Origin of the sequence: Streptomyces sp. NBC_00005 (assembly GCF_045160215.1) — a bacterium.
Taxonomy (GTDB): Bacteria; Actinomycetota; Actinomycetes; order Streptomycetales; family Streptomycetaceae; genus Streptomyces.
This window is the reverse complement of sequence record NZ_CP108316.1, coordinates 10023248-10050196: the sequence shown is the minus strand read 5'-3', so window position 1 is coordinate 10050196 and position 26949 is coordinate 10023248. Positions and strand designations below refer to the sequence as shown.

21 protein-coding genes and 1 pseudogene are annotated in these 26949 nt (G+C 71.1%); 7 read left to right on the top strand and 15 right to left on the bottom strand.

Features of this window, described 5'->3' with window-relative positions:
* The first annotated feature begins 138 nt into the window (after positions 1-138).
* On the top strand, positions 139-1566 hold the full coding sequence (locus tag OG303_RS45895) for a PP2C family protein-serine/threonine phosphatase (protein ID WP_405875978.1): 1428 nt from the start codon (positions 139-141) through the stop codon (positions 1564-1566).
* Between the two features lie 81 nt (positions 1567-1647).
* On the opposite strand, the gene OG303_RS45890 is transcribed toward OG303_RS45895, so the two are convergent.
* Complete coding sequence (locus tag OG303_RS45890; protein ID WP_405875977.1) at positions 1648-3138, bottom strand: hypothetical protein; 1491 nt, start codon at positions 3136-3138, stop codon at positions 1648-1650.
* 233 nt (positions 3139-3371) lie between these two features.
* On the opposite strand from OG303_RS45890, the gene OG303_RS45885 reads away from it, so the two are divergent.
* Together OG303_RS45885 and OG303_RS45880 are read left to right on the top strand one after the other, a co-directional pair.
* Positions 3372-4514, top strand: coding sequence for an aminoglycoside phosphotransferase family protein (locus OG303_RS45885; protein WP_405875976.1), 1143 nt, complete (start codon positions 3372-3374; stop codon positions 4512-4514).
* A gap of 265 nt (positions 4515-4779) precedes the next feature.
* A complete protein-coding gene (locus OG303_RS45880; RefSeq protein WP_405875975.1) occupies positions 4780-6750 on the top strand; it encodes an N-acetylmuramoyl-L-alanine amidase in 1971 nt (656 codons plus the stop codon).
* A gap of 5 nt (positions 6751-6755) precedes the next feature.
* On the opposite strand, the gene OG303_RS45875 is transcribed toward OG303_RS45880, so the two are convergent.
* The 8 genes and pseudogenes from OG303_RS45875 to OG303_RS45840 form a co-directional block, all read right to left on the bottom strand.
* On the bottom strand, positions 6756-7253 hold the full coding sequence (locus OG303_RS45875; protein WP_405875974.1) for a hypothetical protein: 498 nt from the start codon (positions 7251-7253) through the stop codon (positions 6756-6758).
* Positions 7254-7332: 79 nt separating this feature from the next.
* Positions 7333-10215: an ATP-binding protein gene (locus OG303_RS45870; RefSeq protein WP_405875973.1), complete on the bottom strand. Its 2883-nt coding sequence runs from the start codon at positions 10213-10215 to the stop codon at positions 7333-7335.
* A gap of 312 nt (positions 10216-10527) precedes the next feature.
* Positions 10528-10743: pseudogene (locus OG303_RS45865) on the bottom strand (universal stress protein); the annotation flags it as partial.
* 164 nt (positions 10744-10907) lie between these two features.
* On the bottom strand, positions 10908-11150 hold the full coding sequence (locus tag OG303_RS45860) for a DUF397 domain-containing protein (RefSeq protein ID WP_093906168.1): 243 nt from the start codon (positions 11148-11150) through the stop codon (positions 10908-10910).
* 93 nt (positions 11151-11243) lie between these two features.
* Positions 11244-12410: a thiolase domain-containing protein gene (locus OG303_RS45855; protein ID WP_405875972.1), complete on the bottom strand. Its 1167-nt coding sequence runs from the start codon at positions 12408-12410 to the stop codon at positions 11244-11246.
* Positions 12407-13456, bottom strand: coding sequence for a thiolase domain-containing protein (locus tag OG303_RS45850; RefSeq protein ID WP_405875971.1), 1050 nt, complete (start codon positions 13454-13456; stop codon positions 12407-12409). The genes OG303_RS45855 and OG303_RS45850 overlap by 4 nt, the downstream gene beginning before the upstream one ends.
* Positions 13453-14394, bottom strand: coding sequence for a Zn-ribbon domain-containing OB-fold protein (locus OG303_RS45845; protein ID WP_405875970.1), 942 nt, complete (start codon positions 14392-14394; stop codon positions 13453-13455). The genes OG303_RS45850 and OG303_RS45845 overlap by 4 nt, the downstream gene beginning before the upstream one ends.
* Before the next feature lie 123 nt (positions 14395-14517).
* Positions 14518-15318, bottom strand: a complete 801-nt coding sequence (locus tag OG303_RS45840; protein ID WP_405875969.1) for a crotonase/enoyl-CoA hydratase family protein — start codon at positions 15316-15318, stop codon at positions 14518-14520.
* Positions 15319-15505: 187 nt separating this feature from the next.
* On the opposite strand from OG303_RS45840, the gene OG303_RS45835 reads away from it, so the two are divergent.
* The 3 genes from OG303_RS45835 to OG303_RS45825 all read left to right on the top strand — a co-directional run bounded on the left by OG303_RS45835 (position 15506) and on the right by OG303_RS45825 (position 19929).
* Positions 15506-17116 (top strand): acyl-CoA synthetase, encoded by a 1611-nt coding sequence (locus OG303_RS45835; protein WP_405875968.1) that lies wholly within the window; start codon positions 15506-15508, stop codon positions 17114-17116.
* Positions 17117-17306: 190 nt separating this feature from the next.
* The gene (locus tag OG303_RS45830; protein ID WP_405875967.1) at positions 17307-19388 is read left to right on the top strand and encodes a sulfatase; all 2082 of its coding nucleotides are present in this window, start codon (positions 17307-17309) and stop codon (positions 19386-19388) included.
* Between the two features lie 121 nt (positions 19389-19509).
* Positions 19510-19929: an excalibur calcium-binding domain-containing protein gene (locus OG303_RS45825; protein ID WP_405875966.1), complete on the top strand. Its 420-nt coding sequence runs from the start codon at positions 19510-19512 to the stop codon at positions 19927-19929.
* 18 nt (positions 19930-19947) lie between these two features.
* On the opposite strand, the gene OG303_RS45820 is transcribed toward OG303_RS45825, so the two are convergent.
* From OG303_RS45820 to OG303_RS45810, 3 genes are read right to left on the bottom strand one after another with little or no spacing between them, the layout of a single operon-like run.
* Positions 19948-20139, bottom strand: a complete 192-nt coding sequence (locus tag OG303_RS45820) for an alpha/beta fold hydrolase (RefSeq protein ID WP_405875965.1) — start codon at positions 20137-20139, stop codon at positions 19948-19950.
* A gap of 60 nt (positions 20140-20199) precedes the next feature.
* Positions 20200-20685, bottom strand: a complete 486-nt coding sequence (locus OG303_RS45815) for an alpha/beta fold hydrolase (RefSeq protein WP_405875964.1) — start codon at positions 20683-20685, stop codon at positions 20200-20202.
* A 38-nt stretch (positions 20686-20723) separates the two neighbouring features.
* Positions 20724-21581, bottom strand: a complete 858-nt coding sequence (locus tag OG303_RS45810) for an alpha/beta fold hydrolase (RefSeq protein ID WP_405875963.1) — start codon at positions 21579-21581, stop codon at positions 20724-20726.
* 451 nt (positions 21582-22032) lie between these two features.
* Here OG303_RS45810 and paaK point away from each other — a divergent pair, with 451 nt between their 5' ends.
* Positions 22033-23328: a phenylacetate--CoA ligase PaaK gene (paaK, locus tag OG303_RS45805; protein ID WP_405875962.1), complete on the top strand. Its 1296-nt coding sequence runs from the start codon at positions 22033-22035 to the stop codon at positions 23326-23328.
* Between the two features lie 58 nt (positions 23329-23386).
* On the opposite strand, the gene OG303_RS45800 is transcribed toward paaK, so the two are convergent.
* From OG303_RS45800 to OG303_RS45790, 3 genes are all read right to left on the bottom strand, one after another.
* Entirely contained in the window at positions 23387-24883 is a 1497-nt protein-coding gene (locus OG303_RS45800; RefSeq protein WP_405875961.1) for an acyl-CoA synthetase, read from the bottom strand.
* Positions 24884-25088: 205 nt separating this feature from the next.
* A complete protein-coding gene (locus tag OG303_RS45795; protein ID WP_405875960.1) occupies positions 25089-25973 on the bottom strand; it encodes an RNA polymerase sigma-70 factor in 885 nt (294 codons plus the stop codon).
* Positions 25960-26880, bottom strand: a complete 921-nt coding sequence (locus OG303_RS45790; RefSeq protein WP_405875959.1) for an NAD-dependent epimerase/dehydratase family protein — start codon at positions 26878-26880, stop codon at positions 25960-25962. The genes OG303_RS45795 and OG303_RS45790 overlap by 14 nt, the downstream gene beginning before the upstream one ends.
* Positions 26881-26949: the final 69 nt, after the last annotated feature.

Sequence of the window (26949 nt, the reverse complement as noted above, 5' to 3'; positions counted from 1 at the left end):
AAGACTGTGGCATATGCCAGAAGCACCACCGTATCGTGTGTTGCCAAATCCCTTACAGGGCGTCGCGGGCTGTGCAACAGTCGTAACGGTCCTTCAAGCCGTCAGCCCCGGTCGAACCGTCCCCGCATCGGAGTGCTCATGCCGTCCCATCTCTCTGCGGATCACCCAGCCGCCCAGCCGCCAGGACGCGGCTCGGTCGACGCGCTGATATCGCAGACGCGGCGGCTCAAGGGTGACGTGGACGCCGTACGGCGGGACGCGCACGGCGACGGTTCGGACCCGCAGGAGCGGTGGCAGCGCGCGCTGTGCGATCTGGCGCTGCACCAACTCACCGACCTGGACGCCCACTTGGGGCAGTTGCGGGACGGTCCGCCACCCGTGGCCCCGGACGCGGAGGACGTGCACGTCGCCCGCGCCGTGCCGCGCCCCGCCCGGCGCGGCTCGCTGCTCAGCCGGGTCGGCAGCGCCGAGTGGAACCTGCTGACGGACGAGGCGAGTTGGTCCGGGGAGCTGTACCAGATCCTGGGCCGCGACCCCGCCGCTGCGCCGCTCACCCTCGACGAACTGCCGTCCCTGGTACTGGACGAGGACCGCGCGAAGCTGACCGCGATGGTCACGGACTGCCTCGTCGACGCCAAGCCCATCGACGGCGAGTTCCGCGTCGTGCGCCCGGACGGCGAACTGCGCACGGTGCACATGATGGGCGAGCCCGTGCTCGACACCGACGGCAGCACCGCCTCGATGTGGGCCGTACTGCGGGACGTCAGTGAACTGCGCCGCAACCAGAGGGTGGTGAGCGAGACCCGTGACTCGCTGCAGCACCACCAGCACCGCGCGCAGACCGAGCACCGGCTCGCGGTCGAGCTGCAGGAGGCCGTGCTGCCGCCGTGGCGTGGCTCCCTGCGGCTCCCGCACCAAGGACCCGAGTCACTGGATCTGGCGGCGCACTATCTGCCGTCCTCGACCAGCGCGCTGATCGGCGGCGACTGGTACGACGCGCTCGAACTGCCCGACGGCCAGACGCTGTTGAGCGTCGGCGACCTCACCGGACACGGCGTCGCCGTCACCTCGGGCATGGCGACGCTGCTGGGCGCCGTGCGCGGCATGGCGATGGCCGGCACCGAACCCGGTCAACTGATGTCCTGGCTCAACCAGTTACTCGACGCCACCGTGCAACCCGCGCTCGGCAGCGCCGTCTGCTGCCGCTACCGCCCCGAGACCCGCACGCTGACCTGGGCGCAGGCAGGACACCCCGCCCCGCTGCTGTTCCGCGGCGGGACGGGGCGCAGTCTGCACGCACCGGACGGCGTCCTGCTCGGCGCGACCTCGGGTGCCTCGTACGAGCAGGTCGAAGAGACCCTCGAAACGGGCGACCTGCTCCTGCTGCACACCGACGGGCTGGTGCCCAGGCGCACCGGTACGGACACCGTGAACCGCCTCCTCGACCTGGCCCCCCGCTTCGGCGAGGCCCGGACCGCACAGGACTGCGTACGGATGGTCGTGGAGGAGTTCGGCGAGACCGAACGCGAGGACGACGCGTGCGTACTCGTCGCCAAGGTGACGTGAGTCGGCCTCGTCGCCTGACGTGAGTCGGCCGGACAGGTGAGTCAGCCGGTGATGTGAATCAGCGCCAACTGCACGGACCCCCTATGCCCGTGCGCTGTTGCCGCCCTTCGACGTCCTCGGCAGGGCCAGTTTGATCTCCTCCCGCAGCTCGTGGATCTTCGGATAGCTGGAGAACTCGGCGGTGAGCCGGTACATCTGGCGCAGCCGGTCCCAGGTGCGGTGGGAGGAGTTGGTTCCCATCGACATCAGGGCCAGGCGTGCGTACCGGTCCGCCTGTTCGGGGTCGTCGGCGATGAAGCAGGCGGAGGCCATGGACAGGAAGTCGAAGATCTTCGACCGATGCCTGCCGTCGACCCTGAGAGCCAGGGCCTTCTCCGCGTAGTGCTGGGCGTGTGCGGCCGCTCCCGGCTCGTGCTCGGCCAGCGTGCGGTAGGCGAGGGCCTGCATGCCGTACAGGTCCTCCTCCCTGAACATCTGCATCCAGCTCGGCGGCGGCACGTCGCCCCGGTCGGAGACGAAGAGGTCCTCCGCCTGGCCGAGGGTGCGGCGCATCGCCTGCCCCTTGCCCATCGACGCCTGTGCCCAGGCCTCGATGGTGTAGAGCATCGCCTGGGTGCGCGGCAGCACCTCTTCACCGGAACCGGACTGGGCGAGCTTCATCAGGTCGAGTGCGTCGTCGGGCCGGCCGAGGTGCACCATCTGGCGAGCCGCTCGGGAGAGCGCCTCCCCGGCGCGTGGCCGGTCGCCGCCCTCACGGGCCGCGTGGGCGGCGATGACGAAGTACTTCTGGGCCGTGGGCTCGAGGCCGACGTCGTGCGACATCCAGCCCGCGAGAACGGCGAGGTTGGCGGCGACGCCCCACAGGCGCCGCTGGAGATGGTCGGGGTGACGGTAGGCGAGCATGCCGCCCACCTCGTTGAGCTGGCCCACGACTGCCTTGCGCTGCAGCCCGCCGCCGCGGGCGGCGTCCCAGGCCCGGAACACCTCGACCGAGCGCTCCAGTTCCTCGATCTCCTGCGACCCGATGGGGGCTGCCTCGTAGCGGTCGAACCCAGCGGGGTCGGCATGCAGGGGATTGTCGTAGTCGGGAGCGTCGGCGGAGAGGGTGGGATCGGTGTGCAGCCAGTCGTACATGGCGCTGCTGAGTGCGGATCCTGCGGTGAGCGCGACGCCCGCACCCACCAAGCCGCGTCGGTTGAGCATGAGGTCCATTCCCGTGAATTCGGTGAGGACCGCCGCGGTCCGTTCGGGCGCCCACGGCACACCGTCGGGATGTTCCACACTCCCGGCGTCCTGCCGTTTCCCCGTACGCCCGTGCCGGACCAGACCGAGGTCCTCGATGGTCACGACACGGCCGAGACGCTCGGTGAACAGGGCCGCCAACACCCGCGGAACCGGATCGCGCGGGATCTCTCCCATGTCGATCCAACGCCGCACCCGTGAGGTGTCGGTCGAAAGCTGGGGGTGGCCCATGGCCGCCGCCTGCCGGTTGACCAGCCTCGCGAGTTCACCCTTGGACCAGCCGGCCAGGCCGAACAGGTCCGAAAGTCGGGTGTTGGGTTGTCCGCTCACGTCAAGCCCCCAGGTTCTCGGCTGAGTTGACAGTAGCCCGGTGCAAGTTGCCGGGCGACTATTCGCCAGGGTTCGCCAGGGTTCGCCAGATGGTGTGCCACTGGGCATCGGGTGTCAGGTAGGAACGCGCCACCCCGACCCGGTTCCCGAGGGACACTCCCCAGGGTGCACCCGAGGTGCCGGGCCGGGCAGCGCACTGTCGTCGCAGGCACACGAAGGGATCTGTTTCGCCCATGTACGCAGCATCGTCCTCCGTGTCCGCCCCACCCCGGTCGCTGTACTCCCGCCCGGCAGGCAGCGGCCCCTACCTCGAACCCGCGGCACGTCCGGCGGCCCCCGCGCTCGGCGCAGCCAGGACGCGGCGGGCGCCGGGGCCCGGCACCCAACCGCTCAGCGGGAGACTCGACTTGTCCGGCCCCCAGGGCGCCCAGCTGCGCACCGCGATCGCGTCGGTGCACCGGATCTGCCCGGAGTTCGCTCCGGTACAGGTGCTGCGCCGCAGCGGACGATCCGTGCTCCTGGTCGGTACGACCGGACGCAGCACGGCCGTCGCCAAGTGTTTACTGGACCACTCCCCCGCGTGGGCCGAGCGGATCCGCCACGAAATAGCGGCGTACCGGTCGTTCGTCCGGCACCGCCCGCCCGTGCGGGTGCCGAGGCTGATCGCGGCGGACCCGGACAACTGCACGCTGGTCATCGAGCGGATGCCGGGGCGGGTGGCGGCGCTGCACCGGCACCCCGCCGAGGCCCCACCGCGCGCGGACATCAGGGCGGCACTCGGCGCCGTCTGCCGGCTGAACGCGTGGCGGCCGCCGGCCGGCACGTTCGACGCCCCGTTGGACTACGCGGCCCGTATCTCCCGCTACCACGAGCTGGGCCTGCTCACCGACCGTGACATGGGCGACCTGCAGAAGCTGTTGCACGGCATCGCGCACTCGGCGGGCCGACAGGGCATGGGCCAGTTCTGCCACGGCGACGCACTGCTCTCGAACATCCTGCTCTCACCGGCCGGTCCAGTGCTGGTGGACTGGGAGCACGCGGGCTGGTATCTGCCGGGGTACGACCTGGCGACGCTGTGGTCGGTCCTCGGGGACGCCCCGGTGGCCCGGCGCCAGATCAGCCAGATCGCGCAGACGGCGGGCCCGGCCTCGCGGGACGCGTTCCTGGTGAACCTGATGCTCGTCCTCACCCGTGAGATCCGTACGTACGAAACGGCCGTGCAGCGTTCGATGCACGACACGACCCCGGCGGCACCGGGGGTGGCCCACCCGAGTGCTGCGCCGTCCGGCGAGGAACAACGGCTGCTGCTGAGGCGGCTGCACGACGACTGCCAGCTGGCCCGACGGGCCGTACGGGCGGCGGTCGGCACTCGCTGACGGGGACGAAGGTCCGCGGTGCGCCCAGGACAGCGGCGCTCCGCGGACCTTCGTATGTCCGAGCCTGCTCGCGCACGGCATTGGTGTACGCCACTGACGCCCCGCAGGCCCACAGCCCGCCGCCACGAAACTCCTCCACCCTCGTGTTGACAGGGGAAATCCCCTGCCTCTGGGCATGATTGACGGATCGTCGGCCAGCCGGTAACACAGACCCACCGAGCGGCCCTGCACGCCCCGCCACGCTCGTCCGTCCCAGGAGGCTGCATTGCGAGGATCCGCCACCGCCCCCACGTCCACCCCCGGTCACAGACGCACCCGCAGAACCGCGGGCGCCCTCGCCACGGCGGCCCTGTTGCTGCCGCTGCTCGGCGCCGCACCTTCCGACGCCCAGCCCTCCGCGGACCGGCTCCAGGAAGCGTTCGACTCGGCGTCCGCCACCTATCACGTACCGCAGAGCGTGCTGCTGGGCGTCTCCTATCTGCAGTCCCGCTGGGACGCGCACGGGGGCGCGCCGAGCGTGACCGGCGGCTACGGCCCGATGCATCTCACCGATGCCCGCACCGCACTCGCCGAGGTCTCGCACCACAGCGAGGGCACGGAGGACGCCCGCGGGGACGCGGCCCGCGCCGCTCTGCACCCGGACACGAAGGTGCCGGAGAACTCCCAACTCCCGGCCCGCCTCAAGACGTTGACGAAGGCAGCCCATCTGACCGGGCTGAGCGCCCAGCAGTTGCGTACGGACCCCGCCGCCAACGTGGCGGGCGGTGCCGCCCTGCTGGCCGCCGCGCAGAAGAAGCTGGGCGAGCCGCTCAGCGCGAACCCGGCGGACTGGTACGGGGCGGTGGCCCGCTTCTCCGGCGCGGACGACACCGCGACGGCGGCCGCGTACGCGAACGACGTGTACGACGTGATCCGCACCGGCGAGGAGCGCACCACGGACTCCGGTCAGCAGGTCGCCCTGGCCGCCCGGCCGGACCTGGCCCCCGACACCGCGCAGCTCAAGGAGACCGGTCTGCGCACCGTCTCCGACGACGGCACGGAATGCCCGAGGTCGGTGTCCTGCGAGTGGATCCCGGCACCGTACGAGGAGTTCGGGGACAACGACTATGGCAACCACGACCTGGGCGACCGCCCGGCGTCGCAGAGCATCAAGTACATCGTCATCCATGACACGGAGGGCACCTGGGACGGCGTCCTGAAGCTGGTCCAGGACCCCACCTATGTGTCGTGGAACTACACCCTGCGCTCCACGGACGGGCTCATCGCCCAGCACGTGAAGGCCAAGGACGTGGCCTGGCACGCGGGCAACTGGTACATCAACGCCAAGTCGATCGGACTGGAGCACGAGGGCTTCCTCGCCTCGCCCGACGCCTGGTACACGGAGGCGATGTACCGCTCGTCGGCGCGGCTGGTGAGGTACCTCTCCGCGAAGTACGGCATCCCGCTGGACCGGCAGCACATCCTCGGCCACGACAACGTGCCGGGCCCGACGACGTCGACCATCGCCGGGATGCACACCGACCCCGGCCCGTACTGGGACTGGCGGCACTACTTCGAGCTGCTGGGCCACCCGTTCAAGGCCACGGGCGGCAAGGGAAGCGGTCTGGTGACGATCCGGCCGGACTACGCCACGAACCAGCCGGAGTACACGGGCTGCGTCACCGCCGGCCAGCCCTGTGCGGCACACGGTTCGAGCGAGCTGCGGCTGTACTCCGACCACGACGAGAACTCCGCCCTGATCAAGGACGTCGGTCTGCACAACGGCGCCGACTCGACGATCGGCGTCAACGACGTCGCCTCACGGGTGTCCACCGGCCAGCAGTACGCGGTCGCCGACCGCTACGGCGACTGGACGGCCATCTGGTACCTGGGCCAGAAGGCGTGGTTCAAGAACCCGTGGAAGCACCCGACCGCGGTGAACGCCTCCGGCTTCGTGGTGACCCCCAAGCCCGGCCTGGACAGCGTCCCGGTGTACGGGCGCGCCTACCCGGAGGCCTCGGCCTACCCGGCGGGAGTGCCGGTCCAGGCGGTGTCCCCGCTCCCGTACACCCTGTTGAAGGGCCAGAGGTACGTGGTCGGTGACCGGGTGCCGGGCGAGTACTACTACGCGGTCACCTTCACGACCGACTCGCACAGGGTCGTGGTGGGCAAGGACCTGTACTACGAGATCCAGTTCGGACACCGGGTGGAGTACGTGCGCGCGGCGGACGTGGACGTGGTCCGGTCGGGCCGGTAGCCGCCTCAGCCCTGCTGGAAAAGCTCCGCCGGGAGCGGCTTCAGCAGGGCGTACAGGTCGTCCGTGATGGGGCGGTCCCAGGCGGCGATGGTCACCAGGACGTTGTCGCTGCGGTCGAACTGCACGCAGGAGATCCGGCTCTCGGAGAGCTTGAGGCGGCGCACGATCAGGAGGTTGTCGCCCTGCATGACCGGCATGTCCTCGACTCCGACGACGGTCACCTCCTCCTCGTTCTCCAGCGCGAGCAGCAGCTGGGCCACCTCGAAGGGGATCTCGTCCTCGGCGACGTCGCGGGCCGGGGAGCCCTCGGGCAGGTTGCCGATGATCATCGCGGGGCCGCGGCCGCCGAACAGGTCGTAGCGCAGGAAGACGCCCTGGCAGGTGCCGTCCGGGGCGGGCAGCAGCCCGGCGCCGAGATTGCCGGGCCAGTCGCCCGGGTCCATGGCCAGCACGTCGAATTCGGGCCCGGCGGGAGTGGCGCTGCGGCGGCGGAGGAACGACATGCTGCCCATGTTACGTGGACAGGACCGGTCGGTGGGCCGGGGTGGTTGTCGTTCAGGTACCTGTCGTGGGGGTCGGCCGTCAGGTCTGCTTCAGCGCCACCGGCAGACCGGTGATCTCCGTGCCCATCTTCCGGCAGACCGCGGACAGCAGGCGTACGACGGTCGGCTCGTCCGTTTGCAGTTCCGCCGCTATCTCCGCCTCCGTCCGGCCCTCGGCCGCGAGCTGGGCGGCGGTGCGTTCGCGGGCCGTGAGGGTGTCCGTCTCGGTGCTGTGCAGGCGGCGCGGGCGCAGCCCCGCGGCGGCGAGTTCGTCGCGGGCCGTCTCGACGAGGCCGTCGGCGCCGCACTGCACGGCCGCGTCGAGGCCGCGGTAGAGGTGTTCGGCGGCTTCCTTGGGGCGGCCGGTGCGGCGCAGTTCGGTGCCGAGGGCGACGAGTGCGCAGGCGAGTTCGTAGGCGGCCGGGGAGCGCTCGAGGTGGGCGACGGATTCCTCCAGGTATTTCACGCGGGCCGATCCGGAGGAGACCTCGGCGGCTGTCCGCAGGGCCTGGCCGATGGTGGACGGGGCGCCGAACTGGCGGGCGCGGGCGACCGCTTCGAGGGCGGTGGCGACCGCGCGTTCGGGGGCGTCGTGGCTCTCGGCGCGGGCGAGGTGGATCTGCCAGGGGCACCAGGCGGGGTTGCGGATACCGCGCGGGTCCAGGCGGCGGCCCGCCGCGGCCAGCTCCTGGGCCGCCTCCTTGGTGCGACCGCGGGCGAGCAGGAGTTCGCCGTGCACGGTCTGGGCGTCGGGGAAGACGACGGCGGCCGGGAACGGGGCGCAGAACGAGTAGTGGTCGCCGGTCTCCGCGGCCTCCGTGACCCGGCCACGGGCGAGGAGGACCTCGATGAGGGTGCCCACGGCGTACCAGTGGGCGGGGGTGCCGGGGCCGACGCGTGCGGCGATCCTGAGTCCGGCGCGGACGAAGTCCTCGGCCTCGGCGAGCCGGCCCCGGCGGTAGCGGACGTAGCCGAGGAGCGTGTAGGCGAAGGAGAGGTGGGCGCCGCGCCAGCCCTGGCGTTCGAAATCGGCGATGCCGGCCGTGAAGAGCTCCTCGGTGCGGCCGGGACGGTCGGCGTACATGAAGGCGAGCGCGACCAGGACGGGCACCTCGAAGCCGCGGTCGGGTTCGGCCCAGCCGAGGCCCCCGGCCAGGGCGCGTTCGGCGTGGTGGAGGGCGATGTGAGCGGGTTCGCCGCGCAGGACGGCGTCCCAGGTGCGCAGGCCGATGATGTAGCGCTCGGTGAGGTCGCGGCCGCTGAGGCGGTCGGCGAGCTTGGTGAGGCGGCGGGAACGGGAGGGGTGGTCGGGTTCGTCGGCGCGGAACGCGTCCCACATGAACTGTTCGGCGACCATGCGCAGCCTGACCCGGGCGTCCTCGGTGAGGCGGATCTCGCGGGCGAGGGTGTTGGAGGCCTCGACGAGGCGGTCGCTGTGGGCGAGCACCTGGGAGAGCCGGTAGACGATGTGCTGGCGCAGCCGGGCGTCGGCGATCGGCTCCTCGAGGGCGGCCCGCAGATGGTTGACCGTGGTGGCCGGTTCGGTGAGTAGGGAGGCGGAGCCCAGTTCGTACAGGACGGCGGCGCGGTCCTCGAAGGGCGGGGGTTCGCGCAGGGCGCGGGCCAGATAGCTGCGGGCGGCGTCGGGGGCGCCGGCCCGGAGGGTCTCCTCGGCTGCGGCGCGCAGCTGCTGGACGACCCAGTTGTCGCTGTCGGGGTGGGCCTCAAGGAGGTGGCGGGCGGCGGCGGAGGGGCCCTGTCCGTCGTTGATCAGGCACCAGGCCGCCTGGCCGTGCAGGGCGACGCGGATGCCGGGCGGAATGGCCCGGTAGACGGCGGTGGCGATCAGCGGGTGGACGAACTCCAGGGTCTCGGCGCCGGTGAGGATGCGGGCGCCGCGCAGGGCGTCGGCGGCGTCGGCGGCCTCCTCGTGCCCGAGGCCGGCGACGGCCGCGGCGAGCAGCGGATGGATCTCGGTACCGAGGACGGCGCAGGCCCAGGCGAAGCGCACGGTCGAGGTGCCGAGGCGTTCGAGGCGGGCGACGAGGCCGCTGCCCTTGACGGCCGCGGCGAGGTCGCGCAGCAGGTGCGCGCCGGACTCGGTCGGGGTGAGGCCGCGGTCGCGGACCTTGGCGATGAGCTCGACCGTCTCGAAGGGGCTGCCGGCGGTGACGGCCCAGCACTCGCGGCAGAACGCGTCGTCGGCGTGCGTACCGAGCGTCTCCCGTACGAGGCGGGCCACGGCGGCGGCGCTCAGCGGTTCCAGGTCGAGGGGACGTCCGCCCGCGCGCCCCGGTAATCCCTTGAACGACTCGGCGTGGTCCGGGAGTTCGTCGGGCCGGTAGGCGACGACGACCAGCAGCGGGAGTTGTTCGGCGCGGGGCGCGAACGCGGCGAGCCAGCTGAGGGATTCGGGGTCGGCCCAGTGGGCGTCGTCGAGGACGAGCACCATCGGGGCGCGCAGCACGGCGAGATGGGTGAGCACCCAGTCGAGGCCGTCGCGCAGGCCCTGCTGGTCGGGCGGGGAGCCGTCGGTCGGGGCGCACAGACCGAGGGCGGGGCCGACGATGTCGTACCAACTGCCCAGCGAGGCACGCAGATCCGTCTCCCCTGCGCCGGCCAACTGGGGCTGCAGCAGCTGTCGGGCGACGTGGAAGGCGACGCGCTGCTCCTGGTCGCCGCCGCGGGCGGACAGCACGGTGCAGCCCTTCGTGGCGGCGCGCCGGCGGACCTCGGCGAGGAGGGTGGTCTTGCCGATGCCGGCGCGCCCCACGAAGGCGAGGAGGGCACCGCGAGGTCGGTCGGCGGGTTCGGCACCGTCCCTGCGCAGGCCGGTGAGCTCTCCCAACGCCTCGTCCACGGCGGCGAGTTCGCTCTCCCGTTCGAAGATGGTCCTGCTGCTCCGCACGATGCGCTGCCCCATGGCCTACCCCCTGCCACGGTGGTACACCCGCGCGGGGAGCGAGCGCGCACCGTCGCCTACAGGCACCTCAGCGTACGCCTCGCACGGGTCGCGCGACCCGGTTCGAGCATTACTGGTCGGACCGTTTCAGGAGCAGGTCCGGGGCCATCCGCCCTCTCCCTGTCCACGACGGGTTCGGCGCCCTCGGGCCCGTGCGGCACGGCGACGGTCGGAGTGCGGGTGGCAGCGAAGTCGAGGTGTGCGACGGCCTCGGGTACGGGCAGGAGACGGGCCGCGTCGGCGGGGCCGGGTCGCCGGGACGTGCCGCACCGGCAGGTGCTCCCGCACCTGGTCGAGCACCGGATCGTCGGCCGGGTCCGGCGGACCGGCGGCCAACACCTCGGGCTGTGCCCAGGCGGCGTACTGCCGCACATGGACCACTCGCAGCGGCGCCCCGCGTCTACGGGCATCGTCGAGGGCCCAGTCCAGGGCGCGCAGGCTGTCGTCCGACCCGTCGACCGCCGCGATGACCGGCAGAGTGCTCCTCATGGGGTTCCTCACCTCCGGAAGACGACCTTCCCCTCCGGGGGCCGGCCTCGCTCAGGCATCGGCCCCGGGAGGGCGTACAAGGTCGCGTGTCCGGAAAGCGGCGTCCGGAAAAGGAGCGGATCACCCCCGGATCAGCCCATCGGCTCAGTCGCGCGGCCGCCGGATCACGTCAGATCGAACTCTCCCTCCCGCGCCCCCGACACGAACGCGCCCCATTCCGCGGGCGTGAAGATCAAGGAAGGGCTCTCCGGGCTGCCGCTGTTGCGCATCGCGATGAATCCCTCGACAAAAGCGATCTGGACATCCCCCAGGCCACGGCTGCTCGAGTGCCAATCGGCGTTGCTGAGGTCCAGCTCCGGCTTGTCCCAGCCCGCAAGCGGGTGCTGCTGGATGGTGCTCTCGGCCACGTCCGTGCTCCTCCCGATTCGTCGTCCGCGGCCAGCCTAGCGATCGGTTTCTGATGCCAACAGGCCACGTGAGGGGGACCTTTCCCGAGTCTTTTACGAGTCCGGAGGTTCGCTCCCCACGAGCCACATGGAGAAGAACTGGGATCCGCCGCCGTAGGCGTGCCCGAGGACCCGCCGGGCCCCTTCCACCTGGTGTTCTCCGGCCTGCCCGCGTACCTGGAGTGCCGCCTCCGCGAAGCGGATCATGCCGGAGGCGCCGATGGGATTGGTCGACAGCACGCCGCCGGACATGTTGACGGGCAGGTCCCCGTCAAGCTCGGTCACCCCGGACTCGGTGAGTTTCCAGCCCTCGCCCTCCTCCGCGAAGCCGAGGTTCTCCAGCCACATGGGCTCGTACCAGGAGAACGGCACGTACATCTCCACGGCGTCGATGTCCCGGCGCGGGTCGGCGATCCCCGCCTGCCGGTACACGCCGGCCGCGCAGTCCTTGCCGGCCTGGGGCGAGACGAAGTCCTTGCCGGCGAAGAGGGTCGGCTCGCTGCGCATCGCGCCGCCCAGCATCCAGGCGGGCGGCCCGGGTGCGCGGGCCGCGCCCGCCCGGTCGGTCAGCACCATGGCGCAGGCGCCGTCGGAGGACGGGCAGGTCTCCGAGTAGCGGATCGGGTCCCACAGCATGGGCGAGGCCTGGACCTTCTCCAGGGTGATGTCGTGCTCGTGGAGGTGGGCGTAGGGGTTCTTGAGGGCGTTGCGCCGGTCCTTGTAGGCGACGAGCGAGCCGACGCCGTCGGGCGCGCCGGTGCGTCGCATGTACGCGCGCACGTGCGGGGCGAAGAACCCGCCCGCCCCGGCGAGCAGCGGCTGCTGGAAGGGGATCGGTAGGGACAGGCCCCACATGGCGTTCGACTCGGACTGCTTCTCGAAGGCCAGCGTCAGCACGGTTCCGTGGACGCGGGCCGCGACCAGGTTCGCGGCGACGAGGGCGGTGGAGCCGCCGACCGAACCGGCGGTGTGCACCCGCAGCATCGGCTTGCCCACCGCGCCGAGCGCGTCGGCGAGGTACAGCTCGGGCATCATCACGCCCTCGAAGAAGTCGGGCGCCTTGCCGATGACGACGGCGTCGATGTCGGCCCACGTCAATTCGGCGTCGTCCAGGGCGCGTTGGGCCGCCTCCCGGACAAGTCCCGCGATCGAGACGTCCCGCCGCGCCGCCACGTGCTTGGTCTGGCCGATGCCTACGACGGCCACGGGCTCCTTGCTCATCGCGGATCCCCTTCGAGTACGGCGACCAGGTTCTGTTGCAGGCACGGGCCGGAGGTGGCGTGGGCGAGCGCCCGGTCGGACTCGCCGCGGTGGATTCCGGCGGCGGCCTCGCCGAGGCGGATGAGCCCGGCGGCCATGATCGGGTTGGCGGCGAGGGCGCCGCCGGACGGGTTCACCCGCACGTCGTCGCCGAGCCGGAGTGCCTTGCGCAGCACGACCTCCTGCGAGGTGAAGGGCGCGTGCAACTCGGCGGTGTCGACGGGCCGTTCGAAGGCGCCGGCCTTCTGGGCGGCCAGGCGCGCGGAGGGCGAGTCGGTGAGGTCGCGGACGCCGAGGCCGTGCGCCTCGATGCGGTGGTCGATGCCGCGAATCCAGGCGGGCCGCTCGCACAGTTCCCGGGCCCGCTCCCCCGCTGCGAGGATCACGGCGGCGGCTCCGTCGCCGATGGGCGGGCAGTCGCCGGTGCGGAGAGGGCGTACGAGGTAGTCCCCTTGTGGCACCGAACCCCTGAGCTGGGCATGGGAGTTGGCGGTTGCGTCCGCGCGGCTGCGGGAGGCGACAGCCGCGAGCGCGGGCTCATCCGTGTCGCCCGCGTCGATGAGGGCCTGCGCCTGGAGGGCGGCCAGGGCGACGGAGTCTGGCCACAGGGGAGCCACGTAGTACGGGTCCAGTTGCCGGGTGAGGACGTCGCGCACGGAGCCGGGTGAGGACTTGCCGTACGCGTAGACGAGGGCGGTGTCCGCGTCCCCGGTGAGGAGTTTCGTCCATGCCTCGTACAGGGCCCAGGCGCCGTCCATCTCGACGTGCGACTCGGAGATCGGCGGCCAGGCGCCGACGCCGTCGAGGGCGAGGGTGAAGGAGAAGGCGCGGCCGGCGAGGTAGTCGCTGGAGCCGGAGCAGGTGAAGCCGATGTCGGCGGTCTTGAGGCCGGTCTGCGCGAGGACGTCGTGCAGCACCGGCATGAGCATCTCGACCTCGGAGAGCTCGTCGGTGGTGCGCCGGTGGTCGGTCTGGGCGAAGGCGACGACTGCGATCTCACGCGTCACAGGAGCTCCTTGTAGGTGTCGTACTCCGCGTCGGGCTCGCCGGTGGGCCGGTAGTGGTCGGGATAGCGGGCCCCTTCCGTCCACACCGCTTCGACGCGCAGCCCCATCCGCACCTGGTCGTAGGGGATGCCTCCGATACGGCCGTGCAGGGCGAGGTCGGCGCCGTCGAGGGCGATGTGGGCGTAGACGTACGGGACTTCGATGTCGAGGTTCTTCGCCTTGATGTTGACGATGCAGTACGTCGTGACGGTGCCGCGCGGACCCACCTCGACCTGTTCCGCCGTGGCGACGCCGCAGGTGGGGCACGCGCCCCTCGGCGGGACGTACACCTTGCGGCAGGACGGGCAGCGTTCGCCGACCGTCCGCCGGTCGGAGAGCGCGTGGATGTAGGCGGACTGGGCGCGGCCGGGCGAGTAGGTGTAGTCGAGGCGGGCGTGGGCGACGATGCCGGTGATCGCGTCGGCGAACTCGCCGCTGTGGCCCGCCGGTTGGGCCGGTTCGCCGTCGTACGGTTCGAAGCAGGCGATGTCCGTGATGGCGCCCGTGCGTTCCTCGGCCCAGCGGACGCGGACGCGCAGGCCGGTGTGTACGGCGTCGGGTCCGGGGGCGTCGAGGGCGTGCAGGAGGGCGGTGTCGGCGCCGTCGAGGCGGACCAGGACCCAGGCGAAGGGGGTGTCGAGGGGCTGGCCGCGGCGCGGTTCGTGGTTCCAGGCCCAGGTGGTGACCGTGCCGGTGGGGGCGACCTCGACGAGGTCGCGTATCTCCTCGGCGGTGACGGGGTCGTACTCGACGGGCGGGACGAGGGTGCGGCCGTCGCGGGTCCGCACCCCGAGGACGACGCGCTCGCGCAGGCCGGTGAGGAAGGCGCCCTGGACGGGGCCGAGGGAGCGAGTGAAGGGGAACTCTACGGCGAGCGGGGCTTTGAGGACTTCGGGCACGGCATCTCCTCACTGAACCGGGGGCCCGCGCCCCTGGAGGGGCGCGGGGCTGTGACATGTGCGGCTCCGCCGCGCGGGCGCGACCAGCCACGCACGGCCCGCACCGTCCGGACCGGCCGAGCGCTACGCGCGCTTGTACACGGGCGACCGCTTCTCCGCGAAGGCGCGGGCGCCCTCCTTGGCGTCGGCGGTGTCGAAGATCGGCCAGCCGCGCTTGAGTTCGGCGGCGAGGCCGTCGGTCTCGGTCATCTCGGCGGTCTCGTAGACCGACGCCTTGACGGCCTCCACGGCGAGCGGGCCGCATTTGTTGATCTGTTCGGCGATCTCCAAAGCCTTGGCGAGGGCGGTGCCTTCGGGGACGACATGGCCGATCAGGCCGACGTCGGCGGCCTCGCGGGCGCTGTAGGGACGGCCGGTGAGCAGCATCTCCAGCGCGTGGGTGCTCGGGATCTGGCGTTGCAGCCGGACCGTGGAGCCGCCGATCGGGAACAGGCCGCGTTTGACCTCGAAGAGCCCGAAGGTCGCCGACTCGCCCGCGACCCTGATGTCGGTGCCCTGGAGGATCTCCGTGCCGCCCGCCACGCAGTGCCCCTCGACGGCGGCGATGACCGGCTTGCGGGGGCGGTGGTGGCGGAGCATCGCCTTCCAGTGCAGGTCCGGGTCCGCTGTGAGGCGGTCCCGGTAGTGCTCGCCCTCCATGCCCCTGCCCGCGAGGGCCTTGAGGTCCATGCCCGCGCAGAACACACCGCCGGCGCCGGTCAGCACGATCGAGCGGACCGCGTCGTCCTCGTCGGCCTCGATCCAGCCGTCGTACAGACCGACGAGCATGGACAGCGAGAGCGCGTTCTTGGCGTCCGGCCTGTTGAGCGTGAGCACCAGTGTGGCGCCTTCGCGCTGCACGGTGAGGTGTTCGGTGCCACCCATTGCCCATCTCCCCTCTCAAGGAACGAGAACAGGTTGCAGTAGGCGAGGGGGCACTTCAAGGGTTTTCTGACAGTCAGTCAGATTTCTTCGCGCGGACCCTTCACAGTTGCCGCGCCCTTTGCTCTGATGACCGGCGAACGGACGGATGCGCCTTGCTTCGTCATGGCTGCCGGGGTCAGGAGGAGCGGTGGAGTACAACCTTGCCGACCTGTTCGAGTCGGTCGTCGACGTGGTGCCGGAACGCGAGGCCCTGGTCCACATCGACCACCCGGGCACGGGCGCGGAGCGCCGTCTGACGTACGCGGAGCTGGACGCGGCGGCGAACCGTATCGGTCACCATCTGATCGACGCCGGGATCCGCCCCGGCGAGCACCTCGGGCTGCACCTCTACAACGGGATCGAGTACCTGCAGACGGTGTTCGCGTGCCTCAAGGCGCGGATCGTCCCGGTCAACGTCAACTACCGCTACGTTGAGGAAGAGTTGGTGTATCTGTACCGGGACGCCGATCTGGTGGCCCTGGTCTTCGACACCGAGTTCGGCGACCGGGTGGCGGGTGCGCTGCCGCAGTGTCCGAAGCTTCGGCATCTGGTCCGGGTGGGCGAGGCGACGGAGGACGTCTCCGCCGTGCCCTTCACCGAGGCCGAGGCGAACGGCTCTCCGGAGCGCGGGTTTCCCGCACGCTCGGGCGACGACCAGTTCATCATCTACACCGGCGGCACCACCGGGATGCCGAAGGGTGTGATGTGGCGTCAGGAGGACCTGTTCTTCTCGGGGTTGGGCGGGGGCGCGCCGACCGGTGAGCCGGTCAGCAAGCCGGAGGAACTGGCCGAGCGGGTCGCGGCCGGCGGCAGCGGAATCACCTTCTTCCCCACTCCCCCGCTGATGCACGGCACCTCGACGCTCACCTCCTTCATCGGCTTCAACTTCGGTCAACGGGTCGTGATCCACCGGAAGTTCGTGCCCGAGGAAGTGCTGCGGACCGTCGAGAAGGAGAAGGTCACCAGCATGTCGCTGGTCGGTGACGCGATGCTGCGGCCGCTGATCGACGCACTGAACGGTCCCATGAAGGGCACGGACTGCTCGTCGGTGTTCAGCGTGTCGTCCTCCGGGGCGGTCATGTCGGAGACGGTGCGGCGACAGTTCCAGGAGCTGCTTCCGAACACGATGCTGCTCAACAACTACGGTTCGTCCGAATCCGGGTTCAACGGCACGGCGACGGCCGACTCCGGGGCCGGCCAGAGCTTCCGCATCCGCGTCAACTCCCGTACGCAGGTGGTCGATCCGGCCACGCGTGCGCCGGTCGCCGTGGGTGAGGTGGGCCGGGTCGCGCAGTGCGGTCACGTGCCGCTCGGCTACTACAACGACCCGAAGAAGACCGCCGAGACCTTCTTCGAGAAGGACGGCCGGCGGTGGGTACTGCTCGGCGACATGGCCACCGTCGACGAGGAGGGCGTGGTCACCGTCCTCGGCCGGGGCTCGCAGTGCATCAACACCGGGGGCGAGAAGGTGTACCCGGAGGAGGTCGAGCAGGCTCTGAAGTCCCATCCGGACGTGTACGACGCGCTGGTGGCCGGCGTGCCCGACGCGAAGTGGGGCAACCACGTGGCGGCGGTGGTGCAACTGCGCGAAGGCGCGCCGCGGCCCTCGCTGGAGGACGTCCAGTCGTACTGCCGTACCCATCTCGCCGGGTACAAGATCCCCCGGCAGCTGGTGATCACGGAGGCCATACGGCGGTCGCCGAGCGGGAAGGCCGACTACCGGTGGGCCAAGGAAGTCGCGGTGGCGGCACATCAGTAGCGAAGGGGCCGCTCACCAGCGAAGCGGCCGCGCGGGCAGCGAGGCGGGGCGGGCCGGGCGTACTCTTTGCGCGCGGTTGACCCGGGTGTTTGAACGGAGGGTGACGTGGGGCCGTACGCGAGGTTGGCGGCCCGGCCCTGCGGGCCCGGTCCGCCGTGCCATCAGCGGCTTCGCACGGAAGGACCCACGGGTGTCGCACCTCACGCCCCCTCGTCAACTGCCGGACACGGACGCGGACATACCGGACAGGACCAGAGCCGAGGAGGCCTCGACCGCTCCCGCGGTGAACGACAGCGAGCCCGGCGCCTCGGGGGGCGTGGAGCCGGCGGACAAGGAAGTGACCGGCGCGACGGACGAGGCGAGCGAGCCGAAGACGACGAACGCTGAGGCGAAGAAAGAGCCGAAGGAGGAGGACGAGCCGGGCGGACGCCCCGCGGCGCAGGAGGCGGCCGGCGGGGCGGAGGACGGGAAGGCGGCCTCCGAGGCCGTCATCGAGCGCGCGGCTGCCACCAGCGACGAATCCGCCGCCGTCCCAACCGACGAGTCCGCCGACACGGCGGCAGCCTCCACATCCACCGACGAACCCGCCCCGGACAGCGCCGCCTCCTCCCCTGCCCGCCCCGGCTGGTTCGGCTGGCGCCGTCGTTTCCCCCGCACCGCACGTGCCGTGTGGGTGGGCACGACTGTCCTGGCCTGTGCGCTGGTGTTCGCCGTGCTCCTCGTGCCCAACCGTCTCGACTGGATCACCGTCCGGTCGTTCCTCCGCCTCCCGGTCGAGGCGATCTTCCTCGCGGCCGTCCTGCTCGCACTGCCGTCGCGGGCACGGCGGATCTCGTCCGTCGTCCTGGGGGTGTTCCTCGGGCTGTCCACCATCCTGAAGTGCCTCGACATGGGCTTCCGCCAGACCCTGGCCCGGCCGTTCGACCTGGTCTTCGACTGGGTTCTGCTGAGCGACGGGGCGGACTGGGTGAAGGACTCGTTCGGACGCTCCGGTGAACTGCTCGCGGTGGTCGGGGTGATCGTCCTGGTCATCGCCGTGCTCGTGCTGAGCGCGCTCGCGATGGTGCGGCTGGCCGACGTGCTGGCCCGGCACCGCCCCGTGGCCGTACGCAGCACGCTGGTCCTCGGTGTCGTCTGGATCATCTGCTTCACCCTGGGCGTGCAGTTCGGCGGTGTCACGGTCGCCACCAAGGGCTACGCCCAGTACCTCTCCAACCGTGTGCAGTACGTCCGCGACGGCCTCGGTGACGCCGACGTCTTCAAGAAGGAGATGGCCGTCGACGCCTTCGCCGGCACCCCGAAGGACCAGCTGCTGACCGGGCTGCGCGGCAAGGACGTGATGTTCACCTTCATCGAGAGCTACGGCCGGGTGGCGATCGACGATCCCTCGATGGCACCGGAGATCGACGCGACGCTCAAGGAGGGCGACGCCAGGCTCAAGTCGGCCGGCTTCGCGGCGCGCAGCGGCTGGCTGAAGTCGCCCGTGACGGGCGCCGGCAGTTGGCTCGCCCACTCGACGTTCCTGTCCGGCCTGTGGATCAAGAACCAGCAGCGGTACCGGACCGTGACCACCAGCAACCGCGACACCCTCACCCGCTACTTCCAGAAGACCGGCGCCTGGCGCACGGTCGGCATCGTGCCGGGTGTGCGCAAGGCCTGGCCCGAGGGCAAGTACTTCGGCCTCGACCACATCTACGACTCCACGCACCTCGGCTACCAGGGCCCGTACTTCAGCTGGACGCCGGTGCCGGACCAGTTCAGCCTGGAGGCCTTCCAGAAGCTGGAGCACGGCAAGAAGAACCGCGACCCGATCATGGCGGAGATCATCCTGGCCTCCAGCCACAACCCCTGGTCCCCCATCGCCCACATGATCGACTGGAAGGACCTCGGGAACGGCAAGGTCTTCTACAAGATCAAGAAGGAGGGCACGAACCCCACGGAGGTCTGGAAGAGCGCGAAGCGCGTACGGACCGAGTACCGCAAGGCCATCCAGTACTCCGTGGACAGTCTGACCCAGTGGGTCCAGCGCTACGGCGACAAGAACACCGTCCTCGTCTTCCTCGGCGACCACCAGCCGGTCCCGACGGTCACGGGGGGCAGCAGCAACAGGGACGTGCCGATCACGATCGTCGCCCACGACAAGAAGGTGCTGGACAAGGTCTCCGGCTGGGGCTGGACGGAGGGCCTCAAGCCCGCCAAGAACGGGCCCGAGTGGAGCATGGACAAGTTCCGGGACCGGTTCATGACGGCGTACGGGCCGCAGTCCGGGTGACCTCGGCTGAAGCGGCCGGGAGTCACCGGACGGCGTAGCAGGACGCGCTCAATCGGGACGGCGTCCCTAGGGTCGCAGTGACGGTGAACGACTTCACCGGACCTGAAGGGACGCCATCCCCGTGGACATTCACATACGCGCGCTGTACACAGCCGCACTCGCGGTACTCGTGACCGCCGGGCCGGCGGTCGCCGTGGCTCACGCACAGACCGACCTGGACTGCAGCGACTTCGCGCTCCAGGAGGACGCGCAGGCGGAGTTCAATCGCGACCCCAGCGACCCCTTCCGCCTGGACGCGGACAACGACGGCATCGCCTGCGAGGTCCTGCCCCACACGACCTCGACCGCTGTGACGCCGACCCCTGCCTCCTCCACCGCGCTCCCCCAACGAGGAGTCGACGCGGGCGTGGGCGGCAGCACCGGACCCGCCGGCTTCGAGGTGGTGGGTGGCGTCGGGCTCACCGTCGTCGCTGTGGGACTGGTCGCCGGTCATGTTCTCCTACGGCGACGTCGAAGCGCTGTCGGGCCCAGGAGACCTTGAGAGCGGCAGACCCGGGCGTCACTCCGCCAGAAACGCCTCCACCACCCCCAGGAACTCCTCCGGGCAGGTCTCGTGCACCAGATGCCCGGCGTCGATGGTCACCAGCCGTGCGTCAGGGATCAGTTCGGCCAGGACGGAGATCTGGTCCTGCGGGATGAAACTGCCGGGACCGCCCCCGATCAGCAGTGTGGGCATGGTGATGCGCCTCATGTGGTCCCACCACACAGGATCGGACGCATTGCGCTGTTCGTCGGTCGCGCGGATCATCGCTCAGTCGAACGGCAGGTCTCCGTAGGGCCGTTCGGCAGGCGGGCGGGGCGGGTCGAGGGGGATCGGCGGCGGGCACGTCCTCGAGCACGAGCCGTCGTACGAGATCCGGCGTCTGCTGGGCGAGGAGGTAGGCCACTGCGCCGCCCAGCGAGTGGCCCACGCCCGTCCGTGCGGTCGATGCCGAGGGTGGTGAGGAATGCGCGAATGTCGTCGCGCATGGTCGCGTACGCGTATGACCCCGGCCTGTGTGCGTACGTGTCCGGGGCCGGCGCCCGGCCAGTCGCTGCGCCCGTGACCGCGCAGATCGGGGGCGTACACCCGGCGCGGGTGCACGCCCGTCGCAAGCCGCTCGGCGATCGGGGTCCAGTCCGCTCCGTCGGCGCCGCGGGAGTGGAGCAGGAGGACGGGCGGCGCGTCCTCGGGTCCCCAGCTGCGGTACGCGAGGGTGATGCCGTTCGCCTTGACGGTGCGGGGTGCGGTGTCCATGCCGGGCACGCCAACCGGCGGGGCAGCGCGCCGGACTCCTACTCCGCCGACGGCAGAGCGGCCTCCGCCCCGTCCAGGAACGCGGCGACACGGCGGGCGAACCACTCGGGGTCGTCCACCCAGGGATAGTGGCCGGCGCCGGGCTGGACCGCGAACTGCGCGTCGGGGAACACGTCGGCGGCGCTGCGGGCCAGCTCGGGGCGGGGGCCTCCGTCGAGGCCGCCCGCGAGGACGAGGACCGGCGCGGTGAACCGGGCGAGTGCGGCGCGGGTCGCGGGCGGGTCGTAGGCGCCGTCGGAGCCGTAGACGTCGGCGGCGTCGTCGTTGAACTCGACGCGCGCGTCGTGCTCCGCGGCTGCGTCGTCCCAGCGGCCGTAGAAGAAGGGCACGATCTTCGGGTCGAACTCGGCCTTGCCCTCCAGCCACTTCTCGAACATCGGGAACGCGTCGGCGAACCACGGCTCGCCGCTCCTCAGCCGCGCCGCTGACAGGCGGTGCTCGGCGGTGACCGGCATCCCCAGCGCCCAGGGAATCGCGGTGACCAGCGCCAGCCGCGCCACCCGCTGCGGATACCGGGCGGCGTACAGCATCGCCAGACTGCCGCCCGCCGAATGCGCGAGCAGGTCCATGCGTTCCAGGCCCAGATGGGCGCGCAACGCCTCCACGTCGTCCACCAGGCGGTCGCAGCGGTACGTCGCCGGATCCGCCGGCACCGCGGAGTCGCCGGTGCCGCGCAGATCGAGCAGGACCAGCCGACGGTGCGCGGCGAGCCCGCCCAGGTCACCGAGGTAGGAGGAGGCCCACATCGGGCCACCGGGCAGGACGACGAGCGGGTCGCCCTCACCGCGAAGGTGGTAGGCGAGCTCGGTCCCGTCGGGGGCGGTGAAGATCGGCATGCGCCGATCCTCCTGCCCAACGGCCGGGTACCGCAATGGAGTTCCTCACGTCACAGGGCGATCGGGCGATGGGCCAGGGCCGCGTCGACGGCCCGCTCGGGCGAGGAGCCTCCGACCTGGCCGGCGCGTGGAGGATCAGACCGGAAGCGTGATGTCGGGTACGCGTCGACGCGCCGACCACGCGACCTCCTCCACGGTGCGCGACCCGGCGTGGGAGACGAAGCCGTACGGCCCGTAGTCATGGCCGGTGGCCTGGTCGAACGTGGTGATCGCCGCCTCCGCCGTCGCCCGTTCGCCACTGCGTCCACGGCCCCCTTCTGCGCGACATCACGGTGAGAAAATGAGGGCAGACCACTTGCCTGCGCCGAGGTGGCCTGAATTACTGATCCCGAACACGTCGACCGAATGATCGGTCGCCCGGATTGATGCGGTTGGTTAGGGAGAAGTCCCCATGGCGGATGCTACGGACCTGCTGGACCCCGGGGAGCGGCTCGACGCCAAGGCGCTGCGGGAGCTTCAGCTGGAGCGGCTGCGGGCCTCGCTGCGGCATGCCTACGAGCACGTGCCCTTCTACCGTGAGTCCTTCGACAAGGCCGGTGTCCGCCCGGACGACTGCCGGTCCCTGGCCGATCTGGCCCGTTTCCCGTTCACCACGAAGGCGGACCTGCGCGAGAACTACCCGTACGGGATGTTCGCCGTGCCGCAGGACCACATCCGCCGCATCCACGCCTCCAGCGGAACCACCGGACGTCCCACGGTGGTCGGCTACACGGACAACGACCTTTCCCTGTGGGCCGACATGGTGGCCCGCTCCATCCGGGCGGCGGGCGGCCGGCCCGGTGACAAGGTGCATGTGGCGTACGGCTATGGGCTGTTCACCGGTGGGCTCGGCGCACACTACGGTGCCGAACGGCTCGGCTGTACGGTCATCCCCGCGTCCGGCGGCATGACGGCCCGTCAGGTGCAGCTGATCCAGGACCTCGAGCCGCAGATCATCATGGTGACGCCGTCCTACATGCTCACGATCCTCGACGAGTTCGAGCGGCAGGGCGTCGATCCGCGCGGCACGTCGCTGCGCGTGGGTGTCTTCGGTGCCGAGCCGTGGACCGAGCAGATGCGGCAGGAGATCGAGGAGCGGTTCGCGATCGACGCGGTCGACATATACGGGCTGTCCGAGGTGATCGGCCCGGGTGTGGCCCAGGAGTGCGTGGAGACGAAGGACGGGCTGCACATCTGGGAGGACCACTTCTTCCCGGAGGTCGTCGACCCGATCACCGGCGAGGTGCTGCCGGACGGCGAGAAGGGCGAGCTGGTCTTCACCTCCCTCACCAAGGAGGCGATGCCGGTGGTCCGTTACCGCACACGCGACCTGACCCGCCTGCTGCCGGGCACGGCACGCGTCTTCCGGCGGATGGAGAAGGTGACCGGGCGCAGCGACGACATGGTGATCCTGCGCGGGGTGAACCTCTTTCCCACGCAGATCGAGGAGATCGTGCTGCGGACGCCCGGTGTCGCGCCGCACTTCCAGTTGCGCCTGACCCGGGAGGGGCGTCTCGACGCGCTCACCGTGCGGGCGGAGGCCCGACCCGACGCCGGCCCCGAGGTGCGGGAGGCCGCCGCACGAGCGATCACGACGGCCGTGAAGGACGGCATCGGCGTCTCGGTGGCGGTGGAGATCGTCGAACCGGAGTCGCTGGAGCGGTCGGTGGGCAAGATCCGGCGGATCGTGGACCTGCGCTCGCGCTAGAGCCGGTCCGGCGGATCAGGTCGGCTTCAGGAAGCCGCCGCACAGGCCCTGGGTCGCGCTAGTCGGCGAACCGGTCCCTGAGCTCGCGCTTCAGGATCTTCCCGCTCGCGTTCCGTGGCAGCTCGTCCACGAACTCCACCCGCTTCGGTGCCTTGAAGTGGGCAAGCTTCTCGCGGGCGTGGGCGATGAGTTCGTCCTCCGTCACCTCGCCGCGCGGGACGACGACCGCCGTGACCGCCTCGATCCAGCGGTCGTCGGGCAGGCCTATCACGGCGACCTCGGCGACGGACTCGTGGGTGTACAGGGCGTCCTCGACCTGGCGTGAAGCGACCAGTACGCCACCGGAGTTGATGACGTCCTTCACACGGTCGACGATCGTGTAGTAGCCGTGCGCGTCCCGCACCGCGAGGTCGCCGGAGTGGAACCAGCCGTCGCGGAAGGCGGCGGCCGTCTCCTCGGCCTTGCCCCAGTAGCCCTCGCACAACTGCGGGGAGCGGTAGACGACTTCACCAGGGCTGCCGTCGGGGACGTCCTTGCCGTCCTCGTCGACCACCCGGGCGTCGACGAAGAGGACGGGGCGGCCGCAGGAGTCCATGCGGCCCTTGTGTTCCTCGGGTGCCAGGACGGTGGCCAGGGGGCCGATCTCGCTCTGCCCGAAGCAGTTGTAGAAGCCGAGCTTCGGCAGCCGCTCGCGCAGGCGCTCCAGGACGGGCACCGGCATGATCGAGGCGCCGTAGTACGCCTTGCGGAGTCCGCCGAGGTCGCGGGTGGTGAAGTCGGGGCGGTTGGACAGGCCGATCCACACCGTGGGCGGGGCGAACAGGCTGTCCACGCGGCTGGCTTCGATCAGGTCGAAGAGCCGGTCACCGTCGGGGGCGTCGAGAATGATGTTCGTGGCGCCGACCGCGAGGTACGGCAGCAGGAACACGTGCATCTGCGCCGAGTGGTAGAGCGGAAGGGAGTGCACGGGGCGGTCACCGGCGCTGAGGTCGAGCGCGGTGATCGCGCTCAGGTACTCGTGAACCAGGGCGCGGTGCGTCATCATCGCGCCCTTGGGCAGGGCGGTGGTGCCGGACGTGTACAGCAGCTGTACCAGGTCCTCGGTGCGCGGCTCGGGCCCGTCGTACGCGGGAGCCGTATCCAGGCGGGCCAGCAGTGAGTCGTCGGCGTCGTGCAGGGGCAACGTCCGTACGTCTTCGGCGAGTCGACCGGCGAGGTCGGGGTCGGTCAGGACCAGTGAGCTGCCGGACTGGCCGACGATGTACGCGAGGTCGTCGCCGGTCAGGTTCTGGTTGACCGGCACGTGGACGAGGCCCGCGCGGGCACAGGCGAGGAAGCCGATCAGATAGGCATCCGAGTTGTGGCCGTAGGCACCGACCCGGTCGCCGGGGGCGAGGCCCTGGTCGAGCAGCACGCTCGCCGCGCGGGAGACGGCCTCGTCGAGTTCCTCGTACGTCCACGAGCGGTCGCGGTACTCGACCGCGACGCGCGCCGGGGTGCGCCGGGCACTGCGTCGCAGCACCCCGTCAACCGTGCTGCCCTGTCCCTGCGTCATGACTGATGATCCTCGGCCCGTCATCGTGTCTGGTCAAGCACGCGCCACGGCCGGGCTCGCGCCGGCCACGGGAGGAAAAGGACAATGACCGGCGACAAGGCCAGGGCACCGTTCGGCCTGCCGACGCAGGAGCGCGTTCCCGCGGCGGACATCCGGGGGGAACCCGGCCTCAAAATGGGGCCGTTCCGCACCTGAGCGGCCACCTCTACGTCACCCGGCCGAGCTTGTCCGGGTTGAGGATCGCGTAGACGGCGGCGATGCGGCCGTCGTGCACGTCGATCGTCACGACCTGGTCGATGCCGTCGACGCTCAGCGCGAGGGCGGGCCGGCCGTTGACGTCCACGAGGCGCGAGTCGCCGAACGGATAGCGGGCCACCAGACCTGCCACGAACGCAACCACGTGGTCGCGGCCCTCGATCGGCCGCAGGGCCGCCCTGACCTTGCCGCCGCCGTCGTTCCAGGCGACGACGTCCTCGGTCAGAAGCGCGGTGAGTCCGCTCAGGTCCCCGCTCTGCGCCGCCTGGAGGAACCGGCTCAGCAGTTCGGCGTGGTCGCTCTCGGTGAGCGTGAACCGGTCGCGCCCGGAGGCCAGTCGGCGCCCCGCGCGGTGGTGCAGCTGGCGGCAGTTGGCCACGGTCACGTCGAGGATGCGGGCGATCTCGTCGTAGGGTAGGTCGAAGGCCTCCCGCAGGACGAACACCGCGCGTTCCGGCGGGGACAGGCGTTCCATCAGGTGCACGGTGGCATAGGCGACGGTGTCGCGCAGTTCGGCCGTGTCCAGCGGGCCGAGGGCGCCCGTGGCCACCGGTTCGGGCAGCCAGGGTCCGGTATACGCCTCGCGGGTCACCCGGGCCGAGCGCAGCTGGTCGAGGGCCAGGCGCGAGACGACCGTGATGAGGAAGGCCCGGGGTTCACGGATCTCGGCGTGGTCGGTGCCCGTCCAGCGGACGTAGGCCTCCTGGACGACGTCCTCGGCGTCCCACATGCTGCCGAGCAGGCGGTAGGCGAGCCCGAGCAGCAGGGGACGGTACGTCTCGAACTGCTCGGTCTCCTGCTTCCCTGTGCTGTCTGCTTCTTCAGCGTGCGGCATGCGCATCAGTCAACTCCGCCGCGAACCCATCACGCCAGGAGACATACCGGGGGCGCCAGTCGAGGGCGAGGGCGGCGCGCGCGTTGTCGGCACCGCGCAGTTCGTTCATGAAGGCCACACCCCAGCCGCCGACCGCGAGCCGGGCGAGCACGGCGGGGGCCTTCTTGGGCCTTGGCGCGTCGAGCATGCGCGCCAGCTCGGGCAGCCACTCGCGCAGGGGTACGGGGGTGTCGTCGACGATGTTGAGCGGTCCCGTCGCCGGCCGGTCGAGGGCGGCGGTCACCGCGGTGGCCGCGTCGTGGGCGTGGGTGAAGGAGAACACCGCGCGGCCGCCGCCGACCAACGGGACCTTTCCCGCAGTGACTTGACGGGTGAAGGAGCCGTCGGCGGCGTAGCTGGTGCCGGGGCCGTAAAGGTGCCCGAAGCGCAGCACCGTGCCGCCCGCCTCGGCGGTGCGGGCCTCCAGCTCCCGCAGCGCGCCGAGCACCGGCCCGAACTGCTTCGGGGGCCGCCGCCACAGCGGGGCGTCCTCGTTGGCGGGTCCGTCGCCCGCGGGATCGTAGGCGTAGGCCAGTCCCTGGGCGACGATCTTCGTGGCGCCGGCGTCTTGCGCAGCCTCGTAGAGGTTGCGGGTGCCCTCGGTGCGCAGCCGGTTGGTGAGGGTGAAGTCGCGGGCGAGGTGGCGCGGGTCGAGTTCGGCGGGGATGGCGGTGAGCATGTTGACGACCGCGTCGGGAGCGGCCTCGCGGACCGCCTGGTGCAGGGCGCCGCGGTCGAGGGCGTCGGCGGCGACACGGCCGGGTCCCGGGGTGCGGGACAGGGAGATCACGTCGTGGCCGACGGAGGTGAGCAGCGGGACGAGGGTCCGGCCAATGACTCCGGTGGCTCCGGCGACGAGTACACGCATGAGGACTCCTGATGTCGGGCCCCCGGGCGCCAGGTGCTCGGGGGCGTTGCGGCATCAGGACGGGCGAGT

Coding starts and splice junctions, on each gene's coding strand:
- OG303_RS45820 (WP_405875965.1), bottom strand. CDS start 20,139: ATGAGGCGCATCACCATGCCCACACTGCTGATCGGGGGCGGTCCCGGC.
- OG303_RS45810 (WP_405875963.1), bottom strand. CDS start 21,581: ATGCCGATCTTCACCGCCCCCGACGGGACCGAGCTCGCCTACCACCTT.
- OG303_RS45870 (WP_405875973.1), bottom strand. CDS start 10,215: ATGGGGCAGCGCATCGTGCGGAGCAGCAGGACCATCTTCGAACGGGAG.
- OG303_RS45840 (WP_405875969.1), bottom strand. CDS start 15,318: ATGGGTGGCACCGAACACCTCACCGTGCAGCGCGAAGGCGCCACACTG.
- OG303_RS45795 (WP_405875960.1), bottom strand. CDS start 25,973: ATGCCGCACGCTGAAGAAGCAGACAGCACAGGGAAGCAGGAGACCGAG.
- OG303_RS45885 (WP_405875976.1), top strand. CDS start 3,372: ATGTACGCAGCATCGTCCTCCGTGTCCGCCCCACCCCGGTCGCTGTAC.
- OG303_RS45875 (WP_405875974.1), bottom strand. CDS start 7,253: ATGTCGTTCCTCCGCCGCCGCAGCGCCACTCCCGCCGGGCCCGAATTC.
- OG303_RS45800 (WP_405875961.1), bottom strand. CDS start 24,883: ATGACGCAGGGACAGGGCAGCACGGTTGACGGGGTGCTGCGACGCAGT.
- OG303_RS45790 (WP_405875959.1), bottom strand. CDS start 26,880: ATGCGTGTACTCGTCGCCGGAGCCACCGGAGTCATTGGCCGGACCCTC.
- OG303_RS45855 (WP_405875972.1), bottom strand. CDS start 12,410: ATGAGCAAGGAGCCCGTGGCCGTCGTAGGCATCGGCCAGACCAAGCAC.
- OG303_RS45815 (WP_405875964.1), bottom strand. CDS start 20,685: ATGGACACCGCACCCCGCACCGTCAAGGCGAACGGCATCACCCTCGCG.
- paaK (WP_405875962.1), top strand. CDS start 22,033: ATGGCGGATGCTACGGACCTGCTGGACCCCGGGGAGCGGCTCGACGCC.
- OG303_RS45895 (WP_405875978.1), top strand. CDS start 139: ATGCCGTCCCATCTCTCTGCGGATCACCCAGCCGCCCAGCCGCCAGGA.